Origin of the sequence: Planosporangium spinosum (genome assembly GCF_049999945.1) — a bacterium.
Lineage (GTDB): Bacteria > Actinomycetota > Actinomycetes > Mycobacteriales > Micromonosporaceae > Planosporangium > Planosporangium spinosum.
Genome location: NZ_JBLYUB010000001.1, coordinates 576,151 through 591,233 on the forward strand (window position 1 = coordinate 576,151; position 15,083 = coordinate 591,233).

The window sequence follows — 15,083 nt, forward strand, 5'->3', positions numbered from 1 at the left end:
CACGCCGGTCCGGCTACGATCCCGGGACGGGTGTTCGCCGGCTGATGAGGGACGCATGCGGGTCGATCAACTGTGGCGGTATCCGGTGAAGTCGGTGGGTGGCGAACCGCTCACCGCCGCCACCGTCGGGGCGCACGGGATCGAGGGTGACCGGATCATCGCCGTCCACGACGAGCGGGACGAGGTCACGTGGGCCGGCGCCGTTCCGGCGCTCATGCGGGTGCGGGCCGTCACGGTGGACGCGGGCGTGGCCGAACTGATCCTGCCGGACGGCGGGCGGTTCCGCACCGACGCGCCCGACGCCGACAGCCGGCTCAGCGCCGCCGTCCACGCGAAGGTCAGGCTGGCCGGGCGCCGGCCGGATCCGCCGGGGGCCGCGCTGCACATCCTGACGACGACCGCGCTACGCAGCCTGAGCGCGGCGTTGCCGGACAGCGCGATCGACGCCACGAGGTTCCGGCCCAACCTGGTCCTGGACGGGGTGCCCGACGCGGCCGGGACCGGATACCCCGAGCACGGCTGGATCGGCCGCCGGATGGCCATCGGTGCGCTGCGGTTGCGCGTCACCGGGGGCTGCGACCGGTGCGTGATGATCACGAAGGAGACGCCGACCGTACCGCACGACCGCGCCGTACTGCGGTGGGTCGCGCGCGAACTCGACAACACCCTGGGGGTGTACGCCGAGGTCGAGGCGCCCGGCCGGATCCGCGTCGGTGACGAGGCCCGCTGGCTGGACTGAGCGCGCGCTCCCACGGGCCACGACGACACCGCCTCACCGGCCGCCGCGGCGCGACGTCAGCGGTACGCACATCCACTCCCCGTTGGCCAGGTGCGGCACCGCGCCGGGCAGCCGGACCAGCCTGAACGCGGCAAGGCGGGACAGCGCGGCCCGGAGCACGAGGCCGTGCGAGACGGCGACCACGGTGGCCCCCGGCGCGGCCCCGGCGAGCGCGGCCACCAGCGCCGCGGCCGCACGGGTACCGGCTTCGGCCAGGGTCTCGCCACCGCCCCGGCGGAGGTCGGCGCCCCGGCTCCACCGGTCGTACTCGTCGGGGTAGCGGTGCGCGACCTGGCGCCGGTCCAGACCGGCCCAGCCGCCGAGGTCGACCTCCCGCAGCCGGGCGTCGAGGACGACGGGCAGCCCGCACCGCGCGCTGACCGGCTGGGCGGTCTGCCGGGCGCGGCGCAGGTCGGAGGCGACGAGGAGGTCCGGTCGCAGGGCGGCGACGGCGTCGGCGACCGCCTCGGCCTGGCGGTACCCGACCCGGTCCAGTGGCGGGTCGGCCTGGCCCTGGAACCGTCCGGTGGCGTTCCACCCGGTACGGCCGTGCCGGACGACGACGAGGCGTGGCGGCGTGCTCATCCCGGGCCCCGCCGGGTCGCCGCGCGGGCGGTGAGGAAGAAGCCCCAGATCACCTCAGCCGCCGACGGGGTGGCCCGGTCCCCCTGCGGCCAGCCGTGCCCGCCGCCCCGGTAGAGGGCGAGCTGGACGATCCGGCCGGAGTCGCACCCCGTCCACGTGGTGACGGTGAGGCTTCCCCGGTGGCGGACGTCGGCGCTGTCCGGACAGCCGTCGGCCTGCCGGTACCGGTCGACCTCCGCCTCGACGGTGGGCTCGGTGTACCCGTTCACGGTGTGGGGTGTGTCACCGGGCCTGATGCTCAGTTCCGGGTCGTCGGTGGAGGCGGCCTCCAGCAGCGACACCGGCGCGGGGTCCGGGCACGGCATGGCGTCGACGGCGCCGTACGACGCGACGGCCGCGAACAGGCCGGGCGCCTCGCACGCCATCCGCAGGGCCATCTTCCCGCCGTTGCTGTACCCGGCCAGGTAGACCTGCCCCGAGGCGGCGTCGGCCTGGGTGGCCAGCACGTGGGTGACGACGGCCGTGAGGAAGGCGACGTCGTCGACCCCGCTCTCCTGTGCCCGGTGGCAGCAGAAGCCCGCGTTCCAGGATCGTGCCACTCCGGCCGGGTAGACCAGGATCGCCGGCCGCGTCACGTCGACGAACCCGCTGCGCTGCGCCTCCTCGTGCGGCGCGACGCAGCAGCCGTGCAGCTCCACCAGCACCGGCAGCTGGCCCGTGACGGTGGCCCGCGGGCGGATCAGCAGGTAGCTGCGGTCCAGGCCGCCCACCGTGACCGGGACGGTGGTCTGCGTCCAGCCGGCCGGCAGCGGGGCGGCGCTCAGCGCCGCGACCGCCGGGGCCGGGGTGAGCGGGGCGCGCCCGGAGGCGGTCACGACCAGGAGGACGAGCGCGACGAGCGCGAGGGCGGCGACGACGCCGCAGCCGTACCGCCGGCGCCGGTACCCCTGCCGGGTGGCCGGCAGGGGCGGCCTCGCACGGTCGGTGCCCGACATCTGACGCCCCGCCCGTGGTCAGTACTGCAGCCGCGGATCGTCGTACTGCTTGAACTCGAGCACGTTGTTGGACGGGTCGACGAGGAAGATGGTGCGGTGCTGCTCCGCGGTGCCCTCGAACCGGGTCGCCGGGCCGGACAGCACCCGCAGCTTGCGGTGTTCGACCAGCCTGATCAGCCGGTCGAAGTCCGCCGCGCGCGCGAAGGTGACGCCGAAGTGACGCGGGTACGCCGCCGGCTCGTCGGGTACCGCGCGCTCGTCGAGGTGGCAGACGAGCTGATCGCCGAAGAAGTCGAAGGTGACCCGGTCGGCGTAGCGGCGGGCCAGCCTGGCGCCGAGCCCGAAGACGTAGAACCGGACCGCCTCGTCGAGGTCGTGGGTGGGCACGGCGACGTGGAAGGCGTCGTGGCGGGATCGCATCGTGGCTCCTCGGGTATGCGGATGTCAGGCGACGGAGGGGAAGCGCAGGTGCGCGCGTCCGGTGGCGTTCGCGCCGGTGGTCAGCTGGAGCAGGGTGTCGCCGCGCAGCCCGCGGCGGAGCGTCTCCACCGCGACGACGTCGGCCGCGGCGACGTTGCCGAGGTTCACGTCCGGCCCCACGGCGTTGATCAGCCCCACCTGGAGATCCTTGGTCGGCGTCTCGAACATCACCCGGTCGGTGTCGACGGCGGCGAGCACCGCGTCCAGGACGTCCCGGCGCACGTGCCCGTCGGCCCGGGCGATGCCGCTGCGGCCGCTCTCGCGCGCCTCGGTGATGACCAGGAAGGCGCCGGCGTCGAGGTCCTCGCGCAGCGCGTCGACCCAATCGGCCGGGGTGAGCAGTGCCGAACGGTCGGCGTCCTTGTAGCCGACCTCGGACAGCACGGGCCGGTACTGCGCCAGCCGCCGCACGTACCCGGCCTTGCTGCCCTGGTCGAGGGGGATGGTGCCGTTGGACACCTCGATGTGCGTGGCGCCGGTGCGGTGGACCAGGCGGAGGTACTCGTCCAGCTGGCCGGTCCACAGGTGGTGCTCGAACAGGGTACCGCCGAAGTAGAACCCGATGGCGGCGTCCCGCAGGACCCGGATCTTGCGGTCGAGGTCGCGGGTGACCAGGGCCGTACCCCAGCCGAACTTGACCAGGTCGATGTACTCGCCGTGGCTGGTGATGAGGTCGGTGAACGCGCCGGTGGGCAGGCCGCTGTCGATCACCATCGTCATGCCGGGTGGCGTTCGCATCGCATTCTCCTCTGGGGACGCGGGGACTGTGGCCGGTCCGGGGCGGACCGCCCGGTTCGGCGGGTACCGGTCTTGCCCGGCCTCATGGCACGCCGCGCCTGGTGCGGCCGGTCATCGCCAGGCTCAGCGGGGTGCGCCGCCCCACGGAGACCACCGACCAACACGTGAGATAGGTCAGCGGGACGATGACGACGACCGCCACCGCCGTGACCAGCGGACCGGGCGCCCGCTGCGCCGTGGCCGTCAGCCCGGTGGCCGCGCTCACCGCGAGCAGGCCCTGGAGTAGCAGCGGATGGGCCAGGTAGACCCCGAACGAGGCGTCCGAGGCCGAGCGCACCAGCCGCCTGCCCGGCGCGCACCGCCGCTGCCAGGCCAGGCCGAGGGCCAGGAACGCCCAGGCGATGACCACGCTCTCGGCCACGACGACCGGTTGGAAGACGTCGCTGGCGACCGCCGGGGACCATCCGAGCCAGCAGGTCTGGGCGAAGAAGACCGCGATGCCCGCGGCGGCGACGGCCGCGCACCCGGTGGCGATCCACCGCGTCCGGCCGGCGGTCAGGAGCAGGAACCCCTCCGCATGGCAGGCCGCCACCCCGCCGGCGATGACGAACCCCAGATAGCTGGGCAGGTACGGGCCCGGATTGCGCAGCCAGCCGGTCAGCGGGCCGAGCGCCGGTCCCCACTGCACGAGGGCGTAGCAGCCGACCTGGTAGACGGCGGCGCCGGCCAGCAGCCGGCCGTGGTGCCCACGGGTGGCCGACAGCAGCCGACGCAGCAGCGGGAACGCGAGGTACAGCTGCATGGACACCAGCAGGAAGTACAGGTGGTAGCGCGCGGCCCCGGTCAGCAGGTCCCGCGACAGCCGGTCCAGTGCTTGGCCGGCCGGCCACAGGGACCCGCCGTCGGCGAGGAAGTACACCACGCTCCACAGCAGGTACGGCACGCCGATCAGCAGGTAGCGCCGGCGCCAGAACGCCGACCACCCCGACGGCGCCCGGTCGCGGTGGCTGTAGGTGAGTACGAACGCGGTGAGCAGGAAGAACACCTCACGGCTGACGTGCATCACGGTCAGCAGGGCACCGCCTGCCAGCGACACGCCGCCGGGTTGCTGCGCGACCACGTGCACGGCGATGACGAGCGCGACGGTCAGCACCCGGACCAGGTCCACGGAGCCGAGATGGGCGGGCGCCGCCGGGCGGGCGACCGGCACCACCGGTGCGTCGCGCGGTGGCCGAGGTCGGCCGTCCGATCGCGGGACCGCTTCGGTGAGCATCTCCGACCCCGTCGGCGCGCTCACCGGCGGCCATCCAGGGCGAGCAGGTCGTCGCGGAGCGTACGGCGCAGCACCTTGCCGGTGGGGCCGGTCGGCAGTGCGGCGGCGATCTCGATGCGTGCCGGCCGTTTGTACCGGGGCAGCCGGCGCTCGCACAGCCGGTACAGCTCCTCGACCAGGCCGGGACCGGCCCGGTGCGCGCGGCGCGTGACGAACGCGACCGGTACCTGGCCGAGGCGGTCGTGCGGTGCCGCGACCACGGCGGCCGAGCCCACGGCAGCGTGGCCCAGCAGAACGTTCTCCACCTCCTGCGGGTAGACCTTCTCCCCGCCCCGGTTGATCACGTCGTCGGCCCGTCCGACCAGGTACACGAAGCCGTCCTCGTCGCGGAACCCCAGGTCCTGGGTGGGCAGCCAGCCGCAGGCGTCCCGGGCCGACCGGCTCGTTTCGGCCCCGTGCCCGGTCAGCTCCAGGTACCTGCCGACCACCTGCCGCCCCCGCAGCACGACCATGCCCGGTGAGCCGGGCGGGACCGGCCGGCCGTCGGTGTCGACGACCGCCAGCCGGACGCCGACCGGCAGCCCGACCGAGCCGTCGCGACGCGCGGCGACGTCGAGCGGATTGGCGGTGATCTGGCCCGCCGCCTCGGTCATGCCGTACGTCTCCAGCACGCCGACGCCCGTGTGCGCGGCGAAGGCACGGCGCGTCACATCCGGCAGCGGCGCTGAGGCGGACCGGGCGAACCGCAGCCGTGCGGCCACCGCCTCCGGCGGCGCGGGCTGCGCCATCAGGGCCGCCAGCACCGCCGGGACGGTGTTCAACCAGGTCGGCGACCACTCGGCCACCCGTGACCAGTACGCGTCGGGCTCGAAGCGCCGGTCCAACACCAGCGACGCACCACTGACCAGCGTCGCGAGCACCCCTATCACCTGCGCGTTCACGTGGAACAGCGGCAGCGGGCTGTAACCGCGCTGGCCCGGTCCGATGCGGTGGTGCCCGGCCACCCGGCGCGCCGCGTGCAGCAGCTGTCCCTCCGACAGCGGGACTCCCTTCGGCTCCCCGGTGGTGCCCGAACTGGTCAGCAGCACGGCGGGGCGCATCGCGGCGCCGGCACTCGGCCAGGCGGCGGTCACCGCCGCGCGCCCCAGCACCGGGCGGCCACGGCCGGCCAGCCAGGTCTCCCTGCCTGCCGCCCACCGCTCCGCCGGCGCGTCGGTGACCACCACGTCCACCCGCAGCCGGCCGAGGACCGCGTCACACTCGGCCGCCGACAGCCAGGGATCGACGGGTACCACGGTGAGGCCGGCCGCCAGCGCGCCGAGGTACGCGGCCGTGAAGGCGAGCGGATCGGCGACGACCAGACCGAGTCGCGCCCGGACCGGTAACCGGCGGCCGGCGGCCAGCTTCCGCAACCGTTCGGCGTAGGCGGCCAGCGCGCGCCACGACATCGACCGGCCATCGGCACCGACGATGAACGCCGGCTCCTCCGGTCGTTCCTGCGCCCGGGCAGCCATCAGTCGGGACGCCACGACCATGCGCCTGCCTTCCTCTGCGACGTACAGCGACAGACGAAGCCTTTGCCACGTTCGTGTGAAGGGGCTCAACCAGGCCTTTGCTCCCCGCCGTGGGACGGTCGGCCATCCGTGCGGTCGCCGTGGCGATGCGGGAGGCGGCAGGTTTTTCCGCCACCTCGTCACACGGCGCCTATCGCCTTGTCGTGCGGCGTACGACACGTCGCGCGCGGTCCTCTTGCGACTGTATCCCGCAACGAACCAGCGCGCTCTCGGCTGTCAGAGGCCTCCCAGCGCATACCGAGCAGGCCCCCAGATACGCCCGGCCGCATACGTATGCGAGGTGCCGGGCACTTCCCCGCGTCGGCGTGGCGGCCGAGGTCACCCGGTGGCCGGGCACGCGTCGCGCGCCCGGCCACCGGTGGTGCCGGGGGTTACACCGTTCCGCTGATCGCCCACTTGCCGACCGCGGTCGACGGCGAGATGTCCGGGCCGACCGGGCCCTGGCCCCAGAAGTAGTCACCGATGTTGGTGACGCCACCGGGGCCGATCAGACCCATCGAGCGGTACACGACGCCGCTCGGCTCGCGGTCGAGCGCCATGCTCGCCCAGGCGCTCTGGACCCGCAGCGCCGGCCGCAGCTCCCACCACAGGAACTTCTTCGGGAACAGGTACTCGGCGAAGGTGCCGCCGGTGCCGCCCGAGACGCAGTACGCGTTGGTGTGGAAGCCGTTGAGGATGTGCAGGCCCGTGAAGGCCGGACCCCAGCGGCCGAAGTAGTCCGCCTTGCCGTTGGTGTCGCGCAGGACCTGGCAGGACTCGAGCTGCAGCCATTCCAGGTCGCCGTTGCCCCATCGCGCGTCGGCGGGCGTGATCTGCGTGTCGGTGACACTGCTCTTGAACGTGAAGCCGCCCGACCAGCCGTGGCCGGTGTACCAGGCCGCGTCCACGTTGTCCACATAGGATGAATCGCCGCCGCCCAGGCTGGTGTCCTTGAAGTCCCACTCCCAGGCGTTGGCGCCACGCCAGTCGAAGGCCGTCCCCACGCCGTGCGAGGCCATCACCTTCTTGAACCCGACCGCGCTGTCCTGGGCGCACTGCCACTCGTCGACGGTCTGCTCGATGCCGACGTCGACCGGGCCGATCGCCAGCGCGCCGAACCCACCGCCGCCGGGCACGGTCTCCACGGTCCGGGTACCGTCGCCGCTCAGTTCGATCGACGCGGTGGCGACCAGTCCGTTGGCGTCGGTGACCTCGACGGTGACCGTCTCCGAGCCCGCCGCCTTGGCGTCCCGCGGGCTGCGGGTGTACGCGACTGACGGACCGTCACGGCCGTCGGACGGCAGCGTCGTGGTCGACGACGACCACTGGTAGGTGTACGGCGCGGTGCCCCCGGACACCGACACCTCCGCCTTGATCCGGTCACCGGCCCGGCTGGCGCCCAGCTTGCCGCCCGGTGCGACCTCGGGCACCGCCGGCACGAGGCGGTGCGCCAGCGCACCCGTCTCCGCCACCGGGTTGCAGGTGTACTGCGGGAAGATCGTCGAGACGGTACCCTTGCCGCCCGCGTCCTGCGCGGCCAGCGGCGGGAACTGGTAGCCCAGGGTCGGCGCCAACTGGCGGGTACCTTCCGGGTACAGCCTGGCGCAGGCCGCCGCGGCCTCGTCCGGATTAATGATCTTCGCGTTCTCCGCGCGTTCCACCTTGCGCAGCGAGTGGGACAACTGGGTCACCGTGCCGTCCGGCCCGAACGTGACGCGCAGCTTCGCACCCTGGCCCCGCACCGGCCGCCCGTCGAGGCTGAGCTGGTACGTGACCGCGGTGTCGAGTTGCCGGACACCGGTGACGCGGTCATTGTTGTCGGACGTGGTCAGCTCGGTGTGCGACACGGTCGGCGTCGCCACCAGGTCGGCGGACAGCCCCGCCAGCTCGAGCAGGCGGCTGCCGCGCCTGACCGCCTCGTCGTCGGGCACCGGCTTGATCCGGTCCAGCGCCGCGTAGTCGAGCGCCTGCGACACGGTGTCGCGGCCCGACTCGTCGCGGCCCTTGCCCGTCGTCACCAGCGGTGCCTGGCCGAACCTGGCGCTGTCGACGTAGCTGAACGCGCCGTTGCCCTGCAACGCGTTCGGAATGTCGAACGTCTTGGCGAGGGCGGCGCCCTCGTCTGCCGTCAGGCCCTCCTGCGTCACCGTGTAGACAGGTGCGCTGTCTTCGGCGGCTGCCGCGGCCGGACCGCCGACCAGCAGCGCCGCGCCGAGGACGATCGACGATCCGACCGCCACCCTGCGATGTGTCCTCAAGAACATGTCTCTCCCGCCAACGTGTCAGGCACCCACTGCGCCCGACCCACACCACAGAAGAGGCGGCGCCGGCCGCCGTGATACCCGGCCCGGCTGTCAAGAATTCGACATACGGCAATGTCATCGGCTCGCCCACGCCGGCCACCTGGCGTGGGCGGGCTCAGCCAGCGCCGAAACAGACGAAGGCGGCGGCCGCCGCGTAACCGAGGTCACCGCCGTCCGCGACGCTGGCCCGCCGGGCAGCGGCGAGGGCCGCCGCCGGCCCCGCCCCGGCCCGCATCCGCCGGTGCAGGTCGGTCATCAGCGCGGTGGTCGCGTCCGCCGGTACCGGCAGGACACTCGCGATGAGGGTACGGGTGCCGAGCCCCAACAGCACGGCGGTGAACCCGATGAGCTCGTCGCCGGGTACCACCGCCGACCTGCCCGAGTCGCAGGTGGACAGCACCAGACAGCCCGGCGGCCGGCGCAACCCCTCCAGCTCGTACGCCGTGAGCGGCCCGTCGGCGAGCTCGATGGTGGAGAACAGCGGGTTGTCGGCGCGGAACGTGCCGTGCGCCGCCACATGCGCGAGGCCGGCGCCGCTGAGCGCGCCGGCGACCGCGTCCGCGGCCGCCCGCTCGTCGCACAGCACGCGGGCCGTGGGATGGATGGCCGCCAGCGCGGTCACCTCGGCGACGGCCGCGGGCAGCCGGGGGCCGGCGACCAGGACCGCGTCCCCGTCCGGCGCCGGCCGGCCGGCCGCGCGCAGCCAGGCCGCGGCCGAGGGTACGACCGCCACCGGGCGGTCCCCTGCCGCAGTCGGCAGCGCCGACCACGGAAGCGCGTTGAGTTCGCCGGTCGCGACGATCACCAGCGGCCGTTCGCCGGTCCGTCGGCGCAGCGGGCCGAAGAGCTGCGCGTCGAGGCGGCGGGCGGCATGCTCCGAAGCGGCGCGGGCCGCCGCGGAACCGGCCATCGTCACCAGCCGGCGTAGCCCGAAGCGCAGCAGCCGCAGCTGTTCCCGGGCCGCCTCGACGCCGCCGAGGTCGTGCAGGGTGGCACGACCGTCCGCGACCACCACCGCCCGCAGCCGCCCGCCGTGGGCGACCAGCTCGACCAGTACCGCCGGACCCAGCCGGTCGGCCAGTCGCCGCACCCCCGGCGGCGGCTGGCCGCGGCGCCCCCCGCCGGCGCGCCGGGACAGCTCCCGGATCTGCTGCTCCAGCCGGGTCTGGCGGCCACGCAGCGGCTCGGCCGGCCGCCCGGCCAGTAGCGCCTCCTCCAGCTCGGTGCTGACCGCCCGCAGCTCGGCCAGCGCCGCCGCCAGCCGGGGGTCGCCGGGCGGCAGCGCGGGCGTCATCCGCAGCGCGCCGGCCCGCCCGTACTCCGCCCAGGCGAGGACCTGGCCGGGCCGCCCGCCGGCCAGCGCGATGTCGAGACCTTCGGAGGCCAGCTCCTGACCGTGGGTACCGCTCGACGCGCGCAGCTCGGTCGCGCCGAGCGAGGCCCGGTACTCGTCGAGCACGGCCAGCCCGCGACGCAGCGCGGCGGCGGCGCGGGCGTCGTCGCCGTCCAGCCGCCGCGCCAGAGCCAGCGCGTACCAGCCCTGTACCCGCCGGCTGGCGGTGCCGCCACGACGGGCCCGCGCCGCCACCTCCAGCAGCTCGCGGGCCTGCCGCGGGCGGTGGAGGTCCCGGGCGACCCGGGCGGCGTCGATGCGGGTGGCCAGCGCGGGCGCCTGCCACCCCACCTCGTCGAGCTGGCCGGCGGTCCGGACCATGCTCGACAGCAGGGGCGCCGTCCGCACCCCGTCCCGGTACGCCGCGCGCAGCGCGACGTGCTGCGCGAACACCGCCCAGGTCCGGCGCCCCTGGCGGCGCAGCCGGTCGCGGGCCCGCGTCGCGGTCACCATGGCTGCCTGCGGGTCACCGGCGAGCAGGGCGACCCGGGCCTGCGCGAGCATCGCCTCCGCCAGGTCCGAGGCCATGCGGCGGCGGCGGAGCTCCCGTACCGCGGCGGCGGCCACCGCGCCGGCGTCATCGACCAGCGGGATCGACAGCAACAGCTCCAGGCGGTCCAGCGCCAGCGCCGGTCGGGGCACGTCCAGCCGGCGGTACTCCTGCTCGACCTCGGCGAACACCCGCAGCGCCCGCGGTACGTGCCCCCGCTGGGCGGCGGCGATCCCGCTGTTCCACCGCACGTCGGCGGCGGCCAGGTCCAGCCCCAGCCGGGAGAAGATCTCCGCGGCCCGGTCGAGGTCGTCGTCGACGGTGCTCAGCGCACCGAGATGGGCGCGCAGCAGCCCACGGTTGTTGCGGGCGCGCGCCTCCAGCACCGCGTCCCCTTCGCTGCGCGCGATCTCCACCGCCATGCCGTAGTCGCGGGCGGCCTCGACGTAATGGCCGCGGTAGTGGTGCACCACGCCACGTTGCATGCGTGCCCGGCCGGCGTCGGCGCCGGTCAACTCGGCGAGCGCCGCGGTGACGGCCCGCAGCGCGGCGGTGTTGCGGCCGGCACCGGCCAGCACGTACCCGAGGCTCATCCGCGCCAGCGCGGCCAGCCGGGCCGAGCCGGCGGCCTCGGCCGTGGCGACCGCCCGCCGCAGGTGGCGCAGCGCCGCGGGGTAGTCGTTGAGTTCGCGCAGGGCCAACCCGATCGCCCGGTAGGCGGTCGAGCGCGCCTCGGTGTCGCCAGTGGTCCGCGCCGCCGCGAGGGCACGCCGCGCCAGCGAGATTGATTCCCGGGGCGACCGCTGGACGGCGTCCAGGGAACGCTGGGCCATCGCGGCGGCCCCGCCTTCTGTCATGCCCGGAAGAGTGTCCGATCTCTGATCGCGCCGTCAACGCGGCGGCCGTACGGTGCGCAGTGCCCCGGTCATCGTGCGGGGCCCGAGACCACATGAGGCCGTGATGACGAAGGACGCCGACCAGCCGTACGAGAACGCGTTCCGTGCCATGATCACCAAGGATCCCCGGATCCGGATGTACCGCGAGCCGGGGCTGGAGTTCCTGTACCGGCCGGGTCAGCTGCTGGTCGCCCCGCGCGACCTCGACCGGGTCGTCGCGCGGCTGCGGGAGGGCCGGTACGAGGTCACCCGCGGCCAGCCGTTCGCGGGCGTCGAGCGCCTGCTCCTGGGCGACCAGGTGGACATCCCGCGGGTCGTCGCCGAGCTACGCGATCCACGACGCGGGAAGCCGGGCGAACGGGTACCCGCGGTCCAGCCGCACCACGTCGTGATCGGGTTCGGCAACATCATGGGCAACCCGAACGGCGGGCCCGTGACGGCGGCCGGCCTGCCCGATCCCGACCCCGGCCGGCTCGCCGACGGCGCGGGCGTCACGGTCGGCGTCTGCGACACCGGGATCTGGCGTGACGCCGGCGCCTGCCACCCGGCCTGGCTCGGCGGCAGCTACACCATCCAGGCCGATGACGACGATCCCCTGTACGCCCACGACGACGTCCTGGACCTGCAGGGTGGACACGGCACGTTCGTCGCCGGGGTGCTGCGGCAGGCCGCGCCGGGCGTGCGGTTCGACCCCGAGGTGGCGTGCAGCCAGGCCGGCGTCGGCGACGAGGAGAGTCTGGCCGCCGCCCTGGCGGGCCTCGACCCGAAGACCGCGATCGTCAACCTGTCGCTGGGCTGCTTCACCCAGGACGACATCGCTCCGATGCCGATGGTCTCCGCTCTGGCGGCGCTCGGTCGTGACGTGGTCGTGGTGGCCGCCGCGGGCAACGCCGGGACCAGCCGGCCGGCCTGGCCGGCCGCCCTCGACCAGGTGGTCGCGGTGGCGGCGGTGACGGAGACGGAGGCCGGGGTCGCCCCGGCCGGCTACAGCAACTTCGGGCCGTGGGTCGACGCCTGCGCACCCGGCGAGCACGTCAGCACGTACGTCAAGGGGCGCTGGGAGCTGCCCGGCGCGGCGCCGGTCGGCTTCGGCGGCTTCGCCCGCTGGGCCGGCACCTCGTTCGCGGCCCCGTACGTCGCGGGCCACCTGGCGACGGTGATGACCCGCCACGGGATCACGGCGGACCAGGCGCGGCTGGACCTGCTCGGCAGGCCACGCTGGCACCCCGACTACGGCGTGCTCGTCCGCTGATACCCCGATGTCCCCACCGTGCGGGAGGTGGTCCAGGTTGACCGAGACCCCGGTTGACGCCCTCGTCTCCGCGGCCGCGCGGGGTGACGAGGACGCCTGGTCGGAACTGGTCGCCCGGTACACGCCGCTGGTGTTCTCGGTGATCGCCGGCTACCGGCTTGGCCCGGCCGACGCCGCTGACGCCAACCAGACCGTGTGGCTACGCCTGGTGGAGCACCTGGGCGACATCCACGAGCCGCGGACGCTGCCGCGCTGGCTGGTGACCACGGCCCGGCACGAATGCCTCCGGCTGCTGCGCGCCGGCCGGCGGACGCAGCCGTTCGACCCGCTGGCCACCCCGGTCGACGGCGCCGGCCCGGCCGGTGTCGACGGCACCGCCGGCGTCGACGACGCCGGTCTCGACGACCACCTGCTGCGGGTCGAGCGTCAGCAGGTGCTCCGGGACGCGTTCGGTCAGCTTCCCGCGCGCTGCCGGATCCTGCTGGCGATGCTCGTGACGGATCCACCGGCGAGCTACGAGGAGATCAGCGAACGGCTCGACCTCCCGGTCGGCAGCATCGGTCCGACCCGGGCCCGCTGCCTGGAGAAGTTGCGCACCTGCTCCGCGGTGGTCGCGTTCCGCGACGCGCTGCGGGCGGCCGAGACGGGCGGAGGTGAACGCCATGACATCGCCGCGGTGGGACGACGATGAGCGGTTCCTGACCGACCTGGGTGAGGCGCTCCGTGGACTGCCCCCGGCGCCTGCGGATTTCGTCGCGGCGGCGCGCGCCGCCTGGACGTGGCGGACGGTGGACGACGAGCTTGTCCTCGCGACCCTCGTCTTCGACTCGGCGACCGACGCCGGCCAGCTCGCGCGCACCCGTTCCGGCCGTTCGGCGCGGACCCTGGCCTTCCAGGGCGACGGGGTGACGGTCGAGATCGAGCTGACCGAGACGGGCATCGTCGGCCAGCTCAGCCCGGCCAGCGGCGGCCAGGTCACCGGAGAACATCCGGGAGGCGTCTTCGACCGGGCCGAGGTGGACGGGATCGGCTGCTTCCTCCTGCGGTCACCGCCGCCCGGCCCGGTCCGGGTGCGAGTCCGCACCGGTGCGTACGGCGTGGTGACGGGATGGGTGTGCGCCGACTGACCGGGCGCCGACCGTGTCTTTCAGCGGCGCCCGGTCGCCAGGTCAGTACGAGTAGCCGCGCTGGGAGATCCAGTTGGCCATGTTGATGGTGGTCACCCAGTACGTACCGTCGCCGTTGGGGTTGGCCGGGTCGGCGATCTTCACCGTCCGGCCGTCGTCCTTGTAACCGATGATGGTGAGGTAGTGGCCGCCTTCGTAGGAGTGGTACGTGCCGGCGGTGTCGGTCAGGTGGCCGGCGATGTTGGCGACGATGGCGCGCCCGCTGTTGACGGTCTTCAGGACGTCGGCCTGAAGCTGGTCCATCTGAGCCGGCGTAGCGGGGTAGGCCGGGATCTCCCTGGTCTGGTACACGTTGCTGCCGATGACATTGTTGAGCGCACGTGTCGTGTCGTAGGCGGAGTTCGTCCCGCCGGTCGTGGTGCCGAGCTGCCGGGCGATCTCGTCCTGACTGAGGATGTGCCCACTGGCGCTCAGGGCGATCCGGGTGGCCGCCGGCCCGCAGTAGTAGTAGTTGGGCTGCAACTGGAACGCATAGTCGAGCACCTTCGACGGCGGGACCGGCGCCGCGGGGACCGCACCGGTCGCGCCGCCCTGCGGGGCCTGGGTGACGCCGGCACGCGGGGCGGCGGCCGCAACGACCGAACCGGATGCCTGGGCCGGCTGCGAACCGTCCGCCTGGCTGACCACGAGGCCGACGGTTGCGGCCACGGCGAGCAGGCCGCCCGAGACGACCGCCATCCGGGGCAGGCGGACCGAAGCCGCATGCTGGAAGGGCTTACGGGTATGTACACGATTCATTGGATTCTCCATGCGGGTGCCACCCGCTGGCCAGCACGGGCTGATCAGTGGGCAAACTCGGTCTGACGCGGTGAGATGGGCGCGCGGGACCCACGAGGCATTCGGTGACAACGCCCGGCACGATGTCCGGGGTGACCGACCGCGGTCCTCAGGCGCTGGTGCGACCTATCGATTCACGGTCAGGGACCGGCGAGGGACGGAGCGGTCCACTGCGCACACACAGCATGGTGGAGGAGTCGGTGATGGAGAGGGGGTGCGAAGACGTGCACGAACATGATCTCCTTACGCTTCCGCCTACCGGGTTAGCTGACGGATTCGGGCGCGAAGGTCGCCCTACCACAGGCCGTCGGCCCGTGGATTCACCCCAGACTTGCGGTGGGTCCCCGGCTCGTTGAGCACGACTCGGCGGGTCCGTTCCGGTG

13 protein-coding genes and 1 riboswitch are annotated in these 15,083 nt (G+C 74.0%); of the genes, 4 read left to right on the forward strand and 9 right to left on the reverse strand.

Annotated features, from left to right (window positions below):
* Positions 1–55: 55 nt before the first annotated feature.
* The gene (locus ACNTMW_RS02680; RefSeq protein WP_426631686.1) at positions 56–739 is read left to right on the forward strand and encodes an MOSC domain-containing protein; all 684 of its coding nucleotides are present in this window, start codon (positions 56–58) and stop codon (positions 737–739) included.
* Between the two features lie 33 nt (positions 740–772).
* Here ACNTMW_RS02680 and ACNTMW_RS02685 read toward each other — a convergent pair whose 3' ends face one another.
* The 8 genes from ACNTMW_RS02685 to ACNTMW_RS02720 form a co-directional block, all read right to left on the reverse strand.
* Complete coding sequence (locus ACNTMW_RS02685; RefSeq protein ID WP_426631688.1) at positions 773–1,363, reverse strand: histidine phosphatase family protein; 591 nt, start codon at positions 1,361–1,363, stop codon at positions 773–775.
* The gene (locus tag ACNTMW_RS02690) at positions 1,360–2,358 is read right to left on the reverse strand and encodes a CE1 family esterase (protein ID WP_426631689.1); all 999 of its coding nucleotides are present in this window, start codon (positions 2,356–2,358) and stop codon (positions 1,360–1,362) included. The genes ACNTMW_RS02685 and ACNTMW_RS02690 overlap by 4 nt, the downstream gene beginning before the upstream one ends.
* Before the next feature lie 18 nt (positions 2,359–2,376).
* A complete protein-coding gene (locus ACNTMW_RS02695) occupies positions 2,377–2,778 on the reverse strand; it encodes a VOC family protein (RefSeq protein WP_426631690.1) in 402 nt (133 codons plus the stop codon).
* 24 nt (positions 2,779–2,802) lie between these two features.
* On the reverse strand, positions 2,803–3,576 hold the full coding sequence (locus ACNTMW_RS02700; RefSeq protein ID WP_426631691.1) for a phosphosulfolactate synthase: 774 nt from the start codon (positions 3,574–3,576) through the stop codon (positions 2,803–2,805).
* A gap of 82 nt (positions 3,577–3,658) precedes the next feature.
* Positions 3,659–4,873 (reverse strand): acyltransferase, encoded by a 1,215-nt coding sequence (locus tag ACNTMW_RS02705; protein WP_426631692.1) that lies wholly within the window; start codon positions 4,871–4,873, stop codon positions 3,659–3,661.
* Positions 4,870–6,384 (reverse strand): AMP-binding protein, encoded by a 1,515-nt coding sequence (locus tag ACNTMW_RS02710; RefSeq protein ID WP_426631693.1) that lies wholly within the window; start codon positions 6,382–6,384, stop codon positions 4,870–4,872. Before ACNTMW_RS02710 ends, ACNTMW_RS02705 begins: the two co-directional genes overlap by 4 nt.
* A gap of 410 nt (positions 6,385–6,794) precedes the next feature.
* Positions 6,795–8,642, reverse strand: coding sequence for a DUF6345 domain-containing protein (locus ACNTMW_RS02715; RefSeq protein WP_426631694.1), 1,848 nt, complete (start codon positions 8,640–8,642; stop codon positions 6,795–6,797).
* 178 nt (positions 8,643–8,820) lie between these two features.
* Complete coding sequence (locus tag ACNTMW_RS02720; protein WP_426631695.1) at positions 8,821–11,445, reverse strand: CHAT domain-containing protein; 2,625 nt, start codon at positions 11,443–11,445, stop codon at positions 8,821–8,823.
* Positions 11,446–11,548: 103 nt separating this feature from the next.
* Between ACNTMW_RS02720 and ACNTMW_RS02725 the strand changes: the two genes are divergently transcribed.
* The 3 genes from ACNTMW_RS02725 to ACNTMW_RS02735 are packed head-to-tail and all read left to right on the forward strand — an operon-like array spanning position 11,549 to position 13,863.
* Positions 11,549–12,736 (forward strand): S8 family peptidase, encoded by a 1,188-nt coding sequence (locus ACNTMW_RS02725; RefSeq protein WP_426631696.1) that lies wholly within the window; start codon positions 11,549–11,551, stop codon positions 12,734–12,736.
* 37 nt (positions 12,737–12,773) lie between these two features.
* Entirely contained in the window at positions 12,774–13,427 is a 654-nt protein-coding gene (locus ACNTMW_RS02730) for an RNA polymerase sigma factor (RefSeq protein ID WP_426631697.1), read from the forward strand.
* The gene (locus ACNTMW_RS02735) at positions 13,399–13,863 is read left to right on the forward strand and encodes a hypothetical protein (RefSeq protein ID WP_426631698.1); all 465 of its coding nucleotides are present in this window, start codon (positions 13,399–13,401) and stop codon (positions 13,861–13,863) included. Before ACNTMW_RS02730 ends, ACNTMW_RS02735 begins: the two co-directional genes overlap by 29 nt.
* Positions 13,864–13,905: 42 nt before the next feature.
* Here ACNTMW_RS02735 and ACNTMW_RS02740 read toward each other — a convergent pair whose 3' ends face one another.
* Positions 13,906–14,661, reverse strand: a complete 756-nt coding sequence (locus ACNTMW_RS02740; protein ID WP_426631699.1) for a C39 family peptidase — start codon at positions 14,659–14,661, stop codon at positions 13,906–13,908.
* Positions 14,662–14,937: 276 nt separating this feature from the next.
* Positions 14,938–15,079, reverse strand: a riboswitch (cyclic di-AMP (ydaO/yuaA leader).
* Positions 15,080–15,083 lie beyond the last annotated feature (4 nt).